Source organism: Nonomuraea sp. NPDC050786 (assembly GCF_040654115.1).
Taxonomy (GTDB): domain Bacteria; phylum Actinomycetota; class Actinomycetes; order Streptosporangiales; family Streptosporangiaceae; genus Nonomuraea.
Window position 1 is genome coordinate 159,938 of sequence record NZ_JBFAHJ010000013.1, and the last position, 10,148, is coordinate 170,085.

The 10,148-nt window shown below is 71.4% G+C and carries 11 protein-coding genes; 8 read left to right on the forward strand and 3 right to left on the reverse strand.

The genetic code is table 11. The features are described from left to right. The first annotated feature begins 77 nt into the window (after positions 1 to 77). From AB0H84_RS24375 to AB0H84_RS24400, 6 genes are all read left to right on the forward strand, one after another. Positions 78 to 548, forward strand: a complete 471-nt coding sequence (locus tag AB0H84_RS24375; protein ID WP_357608249.1) for a universal stress protein — start codon at positions 78 to 80, stop codon at positions 546 to 548. Positions 549 to 647: 99 nt separating this feature from the next. Then, on the forward strand, positions 648 to 1,958 hold the full coding sequence (locus tag AB0H84_RS24380; RefSeq protein WP_357608252.1) for an APC family permease: 1,311 nt from the start codon (positions 648 to 650) through the stop codon (positions 1,956 to 1,958). A gap of 163 nt (positions 1,959 to 2,121) precedes the next feature. Beyond that, positions 2,122 to 3,534 (forward strand): methionine--tRNA ligase, encoded by a 1,413-nt coding sequence (metG, locus tag AB0H84_RS24385; protein ID WP_357608254.1) that lies wholly within the window; start codon positions 2,122 to 2,124, stop codon positions 3,532 to 3,534. A gap of 60 nt (positions 3,535 to 3,594) precedes the next feature. Next, entirely contained in the window at positions 3,595 to 4,572 is a 978-nt protein-coding gene (locus AB0H84_RS24390) for a phosphotriesterase-related protein (RefSeq protein ID WP_357608257.1), read from the forward strand. A gap of 41 nt (positions 4,573 to 4,613) precedes the next feature. Beyond that, complete coding sequence (locus AB0H84_RS24395) at positions 4,614 to 4,979, forward strand: STAS domain-containing protein (protein WP_357608261.1); 366 nt, start codon at positions 4,614 to 4,616, stop codon at positions 4,977 to 4,979. A 152-nt stretch (positions 4,980 to 5,131) separates the two neighbouring features. Next, positions 5,132 to 5,545, forward strand: a complete 414-nt coding sequence (locus tag AB0H84_RS24400; RefSeq protein WP_357608263.1) for a hypothetical protein — start codon at positions 5,132 to 5,134, stop codon at positions 5,543 to 5,545. A gap of 43 nt (positions 5,546 to 5,588) precedes the next feature. Here the strand turns inward: AB0H84_RS24400 and AB0H84_RS24405 are convergent, their stop codons facing one another. The 3 genes from AB0H84_RS24405 to AB0H84_RS24415 are packed head-to-tail and all read right to left on the reverse strand — an operon-like array spanning position 5,589 to position 8,670. Next, positions 5,589 to 5,711 (reverse strand): hypothetical protein, encoded by a 123-nt coding sequence (locus AB0H84_RS24405; RefSeq protein ID WP_357608266.1) that lies wholly within the window; start codon positions 5,709 to 5,711, stop codon positions 5,589 to 5,591. Between the two features lie 39 nt (positions 5,712 to 5,750). After that, a complete protein-coding gene (gene ilvD, locus AB0H84_RS24410) occupies positions 5,751 to 7,400 on the reverse strand; it encodes a dihydroxy-acid dehydratase (RefSeq protein WP_357608269.1) in 1,650 nt (549 codons plus the stop codon). Between the two features lie 49 nt (positions 7,401 to 7,449). Next, a complete protein-coding gene (locus AB0H84_RS24415) occupies positions 7,450 to 8,670 on the reverse strand; it encodes a saccharopine dehydrogenase C-terminal domain-containing protein (RefSeq protein WP_357608272.1) in 1,221 nt (406 codons plus the stop codon). A gap of 100 nt (positions 8,671 to 8,770) precedes the next feature. On the opposite strand from AB0H84_RS24415, the gene AB0H84_RS24420 reads away from it, so the two are divergent. Further along, a complete protein-coding gene (locus AB0H84_RS24420; protein ID WP_357608275.1) occupies positions 8,771 to 9,514 on the forward strand; it encodes a TetR/AcrR family transcriptional regulator in 744 nt (247 codons plus the stop codon). A 9-nt stretch (positions 9,515 to 9,523) separates the two neighbouring features. After that, positions 9,524 to 10,000, forward strand: a complete 477-nt coding sequence (locus tag AB0H84_RS24425) for an Rrf2 family transcriptional regulator (protein WP_357608279.1) — start codon at positions 9,524 to 9,526, stop codon at positions 9,998 to 10,000. The last annotated feature ends 148 nt before the right edge of the window (positions 10,001 to 10,148 follow it).

The window sequence follows — 10,148 nt, forward strand, 5'->3', positions numbered from 1 at the left end:
GGCCTACCCCTGAAACAGGCGTGAAACGGTCCGTTCGGGAAAGAGGTAGGCCCTGACCTCGTAAAGGAGTGGCTGCGATGACCATCTTGATCGCGTACGACGGCTCGGCGGACGCCAAGGCGGCGATCGCCCTGGCAGGGGAGCTCATGCCGGGGGAGTCGGCGGTCGTGCTGACAGTGTGGGAGCGGGTGGCGATGACCACGGCCAGGGCCTCCGTCGGGCTCATGATGGCGGTGGACCAGCTGGGCGAGGAGGACAAGGCGGTCGAGGAAGCGATGCGGGACCTCGCCCACCAGGGCGCGGACCTGGCGCGCCAGGCCGGGCTGGACGCCACCCCGCGGTGCGACGTGGACTCCGTCGCCGTCTGGTCGACCATCGTGGACGTGGCGAACGAGATCGACGCCAAGCTCATCGTGACCGGCACCCGTGGGCTGGGCGGGATGCGCTCGCTGCTGCTCGGCAGCACGTCCGACCGGGTGCTGCACCACGCGCGCCGGCCGATGCTGGTGGTGCCCGCGCCGGAGAAGAGCGGGGAGCAGAGCACGTAGCCCGGGGTCGCCGGTAAACGTTCACCTGGGCGCCGGTGTGGACTGTCGGTGGGATGCGGCAGAGTAGGAGCCTCCTGAAGCAGGGGAGGAGGCGCAGACGTGCCCGAAGAGCTGTCGCGGCGGCTCGGCACCACCGACGCGGTCGTCGTGGGCCTGAGCGCGATGATCGGCGCGGGCGTGTTCGCGGCGTTCGCGCCCGCCGCGGTCGCCGCGGGCCGCTGGCTGCTCCTCGCGCTCGCGCTCGCCGCCGTCGTGGCCTACTGCAACGCCACCTCCTCCGCCAGGCTGGCCGCTCTTTACCCGGAGTCGGGCGGCACCTACGTCTACGGCAGGCGGCGGCTCGGCCCGCTCTGGGGCTACCTGGCGGGCTGGGGTTTCACGGTCGGCAAGACCGCCTCGTGCGCGGCGATGGCCCTCACGTTCGGCGCGTACGTCGCCCCCGGGCTGGCGCGGCCCCTCGCCGTCGGCGCGGTCGCCGCGCTGACGGCGCTCAGCGTGTACGGCGTGCGGCGCTCGGCGGGGCTCGCCAAGGTCATCGTGCTCTTCGTGCTGGCCGTGCTCGCCGCGGTGGTGATCGCGGGCCTGTTCGGCGACGACACGGTCACGTTCGGCTGGTTCGCCTACGCGCCGCTTTCCGAGCACGGTCCTGCGCTCGCCAAGGCGCGGCAGGACCTCGGGCTCACCCCGCTCGGCACGGAGCACGTCGACGTGTGGGGCGTGCTGCAGGCGGCCGGGCTGCTGTTCTTCGCGTTCGCCGGTTATGCCAGGATCGCCACGCTCGGCGAGGAGGTGCGTGACCCGGCCCGCACCATCCCACGGGCGGTCGGCGTCGCGCTGGGCATCGCGTTCGTCGTCTACACCCTGGTCGCGCTGGCCGCGCTGCGCGCACTCGGGCCGTTCCTGCTGGCCAGATCGCCGGCGCCGCTGGCCGAGGTCGTCAGGCAGGCCGGGGCCGCGTGGCTGGTGCCGGTGGTGGGGGTCGGCGCCGCGGCGGCGGCGCTCGGCGCGCTGCTGGCGCTGCTGCTCGGCGTCTCGCGCACCGTGCTGGCCATGGCGCGCGAGCGCGACCTGCCCGGCGTGCTGGCCGCGGTCGATCCGGTGCGCCAGGTGCCGAGGCGGGCCGAGCTGGCGGTCGGAGGCGCGGTGATCGTGCTGCTGCTGGTCGCCGACCTGAGGGAGGCGATCGGGTTCTCGTCGTTCGGCGTGCTGGTCTACTACGGCATCGCCAACGCGTGCGCGCTCACGCTCGGTCCCGGCGAGGGCGCGCCGCCGAGGCTCGTCCCGGTGGTCGGGCTGGCGCTGTGCGCGCTGCTGGCGGCGACGCTTCCCCTGACGTCGGTGCTCGCCGGGCTCGCGGTCTTCGCGGCCGGCCTGGCGGTGTGGCTCGTACGCCACCGCGCCGGGCGCTGACGCCGATATGGGTGGCAGGGGCGGGCCGCAGGCCGTTAGCATGAGCGTCATGACGACGTGCCCGGTGATGATGGCCCCCTAGGGGGTTTCACCGGCGACGTCTTGCTGAGGCCCTGTGACCCGGGGCCTCTCGTCGTGTTCGGGGCCCCTTTGGAGGCAACCGATGTACATCACGACGACCATCCCCTACGTCAACGCCCGCCCCCACGTCGGGCACGCCTTGGAGCTGGTGCAGGCCGACGTGCTGGCCAGGCACCATCGGCGGCGGGGCGAGCCGGTGCGGTTCCAGACGGGCACCGACGACAACTCGCTGAAGAACGTGCTGGCCGCCGAGGCGGAGGGCGTGCCGGTGCGGGAGCTCGTGGACAGGAACGCCGCCGCGTTCGAGGGGCTGCGCGGGCCGCTGGACCTGTCGTTCGACTCGTTCATCCGGACGAGCGCCCACCCCGGGCACCGCGCGGGGGTCGAGCGGATCTGGGAGGCCACGCGGCACGACCTCTACCAGCGGCATTACGAGGGGCTCTACTGCGTGGGCTGCGAGCAGTTCTACCCGGAAGGTCCCTGTCCCGACGGGCATGAGGCGCCGTTGCAGCACGTGTCCGAGGCGAACTGGTTCTTCCGCCTCTCCCGGTACCAGGACGCCCTGAGCGAGCTCATCCGCTCGGGACGGCTCAGGATCGAGCCCGTCGCGCGCCGGAACGAGGTGCTGGCGTTCGTCGAGGCGGGGCTGGAGGACATCAGCATCTCCCGCTCCGCCGCCCGGGCCCGCGGGTGGGGCATCCCGGTGCCCGGCGACCCGAGCCAGGTGGTGTACGTGTGGTGGGACGCGCTGGCCAACTACGTCACCGCGCTCGAAGGCGACGACTACCACCGCTGGTGGGTCTCCGAGCCGCGCAAGGTGCACCTGATGGGCAAGGGCGTGATCAGGTTCCACGCGGTGTACTGGCCCGCGATGCTCCTGTCCGCCGGGGAGCCGCTGCCCACGGGGATCTTCGTGCACGACTACCTCACGGTGGACGGCCGGAAGATCAGCAAGTCGGCGGGGAACGCGGCCGATCCGCTCGCGCTCGTCGACGCGTACGGGGTCGATGCCGTGCGGTGGTGGCTGCTGCGCGAGGTGCCGCGCGTGGGCGACGCCGACTTCACCGAGGAACGCCTGGTCGCCAGGGCCGACGAGGACCTGGCCAACGGGCTGGGGAACCTGGTCAACCGGGTCGCCACCATGGTGCACCGCTTCCTGGACGGCCATGTGCCCCCTGCCGGGGAGAGGCTCGTCGAGGTGTCGGTGGACGAGGCGCTGGAGGCGTTCGACTTCCGGCGGGCGGCGGTGGCCGTGTGGGCGCTCGTCGAGGAGGCCAACAAGTACGTCGAGCGCACCCAGCCGTGGCGCCAGACGCGGGCCCAGCAGGAGGTCTCGCTGGGGACGCTGGTGGGCGCGTGCCGGGAGCTGGCCGTACAGCTCGAGCCCTTCCTGCCGACCGCGGCGGCGCGCGTGGCCGCGGCGGTGAGCGGTGAGCGGCTGCCCGGCCCGCAGCCGCTGTTCCGGCGGCTCGCCCGCGCCGGGGCAGGTGGTTGACGGGGGTCGTGGACGAGCCTAGGTTGAGCGCCTACAGCCCAGTCGGGTACGGAGGCGCTCATGCCCACTGTCGACACCGTCCGCGGACCCGTGGACGTCGACCGGCTCGGGCAGACGCTCATGCACGAGCACGTGTTCGTCCTCTCCACCGAGCACCTGGACAACTACGGCAAAGGTGCCTGGTGGGACGAGGAGCACCGCGTGGCGGACGCGGTCGCCAAGCTCGACGCGGTGGTCGCGAAGGGCGTGCGGACGATCGTCGACCCGACGGTGTGGGGCCTCGGCCGGTACATCCCGCGCATCCAGCGCGTCGCCGAGCAGGTGCCGGGCCTGAACATCATCGTCGCCACCGGCATCTACGCCTTCGAGGAGCTGCCGCACCAGTACGCGTACCGCGGCCCCGGCCTGTTCCTCGACATGCCGGAGCCGATGATCGACGACTTCGTCCGCGACCTGACCGAGGGCATCGCCGACACCGGCGTCAAGGCCGCGTTCCTGAAGTGCGTGGTGGAGCAGAAGGGCCTGACGCCCGGCGTCGAGCGCATCTGCCGGGCCGTCGCGCAGGCGCACGTACGCACCGGCGCGCCGATCACCGTCCACACGAACGCGTTCACGCAGAGCGGCCTGATCGCGCTCGACCTGTTCGCCAAGGAAGGCGTCGACCTGGCGAAGGTGGTGGTCGGGCACGCGGGCGACAGCAACGACCTCGACTATCTCATGCGCCTGGCCGACACCGGCGCGACGCTGGGGATGGACCGGTTCGGCCTCGACGCCTACAACTCGACCGCGCAGCGGGTGGCCACGGTCGCGGCGCTCTGCCAGCGCGGATACGCCGACCGCATGGTCCTCAGCCACGACACCGCCTGCTTCATGGACTACTTCGGCGGCGCCTGGGACGGGGCCCGCTCAACGCTCGCACCGAACTGGCGCTACGATCACATTCACGACGATGTCTTGGCCGCACTGCTGGACTCGGGTGTGACCGACGACCAGATTGAGCAGATGCTGGTGTTCAACCCGAAGCGCTACTTCTCGTAAAGTAGTTGGATCGGTCGAGCAACGCGGGTAGGTGGAGCTGGGTGACTTCGGAGCAGGCCTTGTCGATAAGCCTCGGACTCCAGGGACCCTGCGTCATCGCGCGGCTGACGGGGGACTTCGACTTCGGGTCCGCGGCGGAGGTCCGCGACCGTGTCACCAAGGCCCTCGACCTCACCCAGCCCCCGATGCTCGTCATCGACATGCAGGCCGTCAGCGTCTGCGACTCCTCCGGCCTTTCCGTGCTGGTCTACCTGCACAAGGCCGTCACCGCCTCGGGCGGGCGGCTGCTGCTGGCGGGGCTGAACGGCAGGTGCAAGCACCTGTTCGCGATCACGGCGCTCGACAAGTTCTTCGACATCCGCAGCACGGCCGAGCTGGCCATCGCCGAGCTCAACGAGACCGAGTAGCCCCACGGGATAAGCCCGATATAAGCGGATAACCGTTTCGTATCGGATCTTCTTGGCGAAATGTCGGGATGACCGGTTTCCTGATAGTAGTCGGACAGGCACGAGTCGCTGCCGACGGGGGGAGCGACCGCCATCCACCGCAGGGGGCAGACATGCTCAAGAGGCTTGCCGGTACGGCCTTAGTCGCGGCCACCGCGACCACGCTCATGGCCGCGCCCGCCGGGGCCACCACGACGGGCACGACCACCACGGCCAAGGCTCAGCTCATCAGCACCAAGGTCTACTTCGGCCGGTGCAAGGACACCTGCCAGATCAAGGTCCGGATCAGGAACAAGTCGTACAAGACGCTCTTCAACGTGAAGCTCAACGCGCGTCTCAAGGTCAACGGCCGCAAGGTCGGGTCCTGCTACGACTACGTCGGCACCATCCGCCCCCACAAGATCAAGTGGGCCTCCTGCGTGGTGCGCACCGCGAAGCTGGTCGACGCCTGGAACGACTGGGTGGACCAGGTGGACGACTTCGACACGTACGCCAACACGTACGTCTCGTACAGGTACTACCGCTGAGTGACAGCCAGGGGCCGGGCCGACCCCCGGCTGGGCCCCTGGCTCACGCGGTGACGAGGAGTGCCACCCCGATCAGCACCACGACCGGGACGAGCCACATCACGGCCTCGACAGCGAACTCCTTGTACATCGCGTAAGTCTCCTTATGAGGTCCGGCGAACGTCACTGCGCAGCATAGCGGCCCGGGTGAGCTGCCTGATCCCGCTCAGGCGGTGACCGCGCCGTCCGAGGCGGAGCCGACCGTCGCCATGTACTTGGTCAGCACCCCCCGCTCGACCTCCCGCTCGGGCCGCTTCCACGAGGCGCGGCGGAGCTCCAGCTCCTCCTCCGGCACCACCAGCTCGATCGTCCCCGCCGCGCTGTCGATGACGATGGTGTCGCCGTCGCGCACCAGCGCGATCGGCCCGCCGTGGTACGCCTCGGGCGCCACGTGCCCGATCACGCGCCCGTGCGAGACCCCGCTGAAGCGCCCGTCGGTCACCAGCGCCACCGAGCTCCCGAGGCCGCGGCCGACGAGCGGGCCCGTGATCGAGAGCATCTCCTGCATGCCCGGACCGCCCGCGGGGCCCTCGTAACGCAGGACGATGACGTCGCCGGGCACGATGCGCCCTTCCTGGATGGCGACGTAGCAGTCGTTCTCCGAGTCGAACACCTTGGCCGGGCCCTCGTGGCGGAAGTCGTCCTTGCCGCCCAGCTTGAGCACGCAGCCGTCGGGCGCGAGCGAGCCCCGCAGGATGGCCAGCGCGCCGCGCGGCTTGAACGGCTCCGCCACGCTCGCCACCACCTGCTGCCCCGGAGTCTCCTCGGCGTCCGCCGCGACCTCCGCGAGGGTACGGCCGTCCACCAGCGTGACGTTCTCGCGCAGCAGTCCGGCCTCCAGCAGGCGGCGCACCACCAGCGAGGTGCCCCCGGCCCGCCACAGGTCCAGGGCCGTGTGCTCGCCGCCGCTCGGCTTGAGCCCGGTGATGATCGGGACCTGGCGGCAGACCTCGCCGATCTCGTCGATGCGCAGGGACAGCCCGGCCTCCCGGGCGATGGCCAGCAGGTGCAGGACGGCGTTGGTGGAGCCGCCCATGGCCGCCACCGAGACGATCGCGTTGTGCAGGGCGTCCTCGGTGAGCACGCGCGAGGGGCGGGCGTCGCGGGCCAGCGCCTCCATGGCGATCTCGCCGACCCGCCGGGCCGCGGCGTTCTTCTCCTCGGCCACGGCGGGGATGTCGCCCACGCCGAACGGCGCCAGGCCGAGGAAGTCGGCGACGCCGCCCATGGTGTTGGCGGTGTACTGGGCGGCGCAGGTGCCGGCGCCCGGACAGGCGTGCCTGGCCAGGTCGTCCAGCTCCGCCTGGTCCAGGCGGCCGACGGCGCGCTCGCCGAGCGCCTCCCACATGTCCTGGATGGTGACGTCGCGCCCGCGCCACCTGCCCGGCATCATCGTGCCGCTGTAGAGGACGACCGAGGGAACGTCGAGGCGGGCGAGCGCCATGATCCCGGCGGGCACCGTCTTGTCGCAGCCCACGATGACCACCAGCGCGTCGAAGCCGTGCGCGCGGCCCATGAGCTCGATCGAGTCGGCGATGACCTCGCGGCTGACCAGCGACGTGCGCATGCCGGGGGTGTGCATAGTGAGGTTGTCGGAGACGGCGATCGTGTTGAACTCCATCGGCGTGCCGCCCGCCGCGCGCACCCCCTCGGCGACGTGGGCGGCCAACTCGCGGTGGGTGAGGTTGCAGGGCATGGTGCCGGTCCAGGTGGAGGCGATGCCGACCACGGGGCGGCGCATGTCCTCCTCTGACCAGCCCATGGCGTACAGGTGGGAGCGGGCCGGGGCGCGGTCGGGATCGTCGGCGATGCTCAAGGCGCAGTCCTTCGTCTTGCGGGTCGTTGCCCCACAATGATCCCAGCGCCTACTGTTCGCGCAGCTGCCAGGGGGAGCCGTACTCGACCAGGAGGTCCAGGAACGGGCGCGGCTCGAACGCCTCGGGACCCAGCACGCCCGTGCCCTTCCATGCCCCGTTCGCCAGCAGCTCCAGGGCGACGACCGGGTTCACGGCGGTCTGCCAGACCACGGCCTGGGAGCCGTACTCGCGCATCGACCACTGGTTGTCCACCACGTGGTAGAGGTACACCTCGCGCGGCCGTCCGTCCTTGACGCCCTTCACCCAGGTGCCGGCGCAGGTCTTGCCGTGCATGCGCTCGCCGAGGCCCGCCGGGTCGGGCAGCACGGCCGCGACCACGTCGCGCGGGGCGACCCGGGCGGTGCCGTCGTCGGTCCTGACGGCGACCGGCTCGGTGCTGTCCACGCCGAGCGCGCGCAGGGTCTTGAGCTTGCCGATGAAGTCCTCCCCGAGGCCGTACTTGAACGTCACCCGCTGGGCGGGGATCCACCTCGGGACGAGGACCACCTCCTCGTGCTCGACGTTCACGCACTCCACGGGGCCGATCCCGTCCGGGAAGTCGAAGACCTCGGGCTCGCTGAACGGCTCCGTGGTGTACCAGCCGCGCTCCTTCTCGTAGATGAGCGGCGGGTTGAGGCACTCCTCGATGGTGGTCCAGATGTTGAACGACGGGGCGAACTCGTAACCGTCGACGGTCAGGTTGGCGCCGTCCCTGATGCCGATCTCCTCGATCTCGTCGAAGAGCTCGTCGGCGGCGTACCTGGCGAAGACGTCGGCCAGGCCGGGCTCCACGCCCATGCCGACCAGCGCCAGCCGGCCCCTCGCCGCCCACTCGCCGTCGCGGGCGAACTGGTCGTCGCCCAGCTTGACCCCCACCTCCTCGTACGGGCGGTCCGGGTGCGGCCTGGACATCGACATCGCCATGTCGAGGTAGTCGGCGTCGGCCGCGAGCGCCGCGTCGAACAGCGGCAGCACGTAACGGGGGTCGGTGGCGTTCAGGAGCACGTCGCACCGGTGCTCCTTCAGCAGCGCGATGACCGCGGCCCGGTCGGCGGCGTCGATCCTGGCCGGCGTGAACCTGTCCGCCCGCTCGCCCAGCGCGGCGACGGCCGCCTTGGCGCGGGGCAGGTCGTAGTCGGCGACGACCATGTGGTCGAAGAACGGGCGGCGCGCGGCGATGCGGGTGATGGCGGTTCCTACGCCGCCGGCTCCGATGAGAAGGATACGCATGACAAATAAAGCCCCTTTTGAATGGGTTTCGGGGGGTTTCGTGCATCCAATCCCGATAGGCTGGTCAACGTCAATGGCGTTGGCATAAGGAGCGGTCACCGTGGCGAAGCGGGTGGTGCCGGAGGCGGCGCGCAGGCGGCGGCGTCCCACCAAACACGGGCAGGTCCTCAGCCACCAGCTCATCGTGGAGACCGCCCTGCGCATGCTCCGCGAACACGGCGCCGCCGGGCTGACCGCCCGCCGGCTCGGTCTTGCCCTGGGCGCCGACGCCAGCACGGTCTACCGCTACTTCCGCGGCATGGACGACCTGGTCCTGGCGATCGCCGACGAGCTGTACGGCACCGCGCTGGCCGACTGGCGGCCCGTGGGCGAGTGGCGCGCCGACCTGCGCGAGCTGGGCCTCCGCATCCATCACGCGTACCTGACGCACCCGCAGGCCGCGGTGCTCACCGCCAGCCGGGTCACCGGCCGGTCGAACGAGGTGGCCGGTGACGAGACCATCCTCGGCATCCTGCGCGGGGCCGGATTCGCGGACGCGGACGCCGTGCGGATCTATCACGCCTTCATCGACCAGGCGCTGGCCTTCTCCATCCTGGACGCCGCGACGCTGGCCCTGCCGAAGGCGGCGCGCGAGGGCGACGAGGAGGTGTGGCGGGCCACGTACGCCCGGCTGCCCGCGCGTACCCACCCGAACATCGCCGCGACGGCGCCGCTGCTGGTGGCCCAGATGAACCACAGCGCCTACTCCACGGCCCTGGACATGCTCCTGTCCAGCGCGTCCGAGCAGCTCACCCGGAACGCCCGCCCGGCCAGGGTCGGCAGCGCTGAATCGGGACATGTATGATCCCGGTTCATGAACATGGGAGAGGGCGTCGAGTGGGGCCTGCACTGCTGCGTGACGCTGGCCTGGCTCGCCGACGAGGGGCCGGTGTCCATCCGCAAGCTCGCGACCTGGTTCGACCTGCCGCAGGAGTACCTCAAGAAGCGGCTGCAGGCGCTGACGAGAGCCGGCATCCTGACCTCCACGCCAGGCGTCCGGGGCGGCTTCTCCCTGGCCAGGGCTCCGGAGCGGATCACGTTGATGGATGTGGTCGTCGCCATGGAGGGCGCCGCGGACGCGTTCCAGTGCGCCGAGATCCGGCAGCGCGGCGCGGGCGCGGCCGGTGCGGACGCCGAGTTCGGGCGGCCCTGCGGCATCGCCGCCGCCATGCGCCGCGCCGAGCTGGCCTGGCGCCGGGAGCTCGCCGCCCAGACCATCGCCGACCTGATGGCCCACGCCCCTGCGGGCGCTGAACGTACCCGCCGTAATTACGCCCGCATGCGCGGCTGATCCCGCGCGTCCACCGCTCGCCCCGCGCTATCCGCGCTATCCGCGCTGGCCCCGCGCTATCCGCGCTGGCCCCGCGCTATCCGCGCTGGCCCCGCGCTATCCGCGCTGGCCCCGCGCTATCCGCGCTGGCCCCGCGCTATCCGCGCTG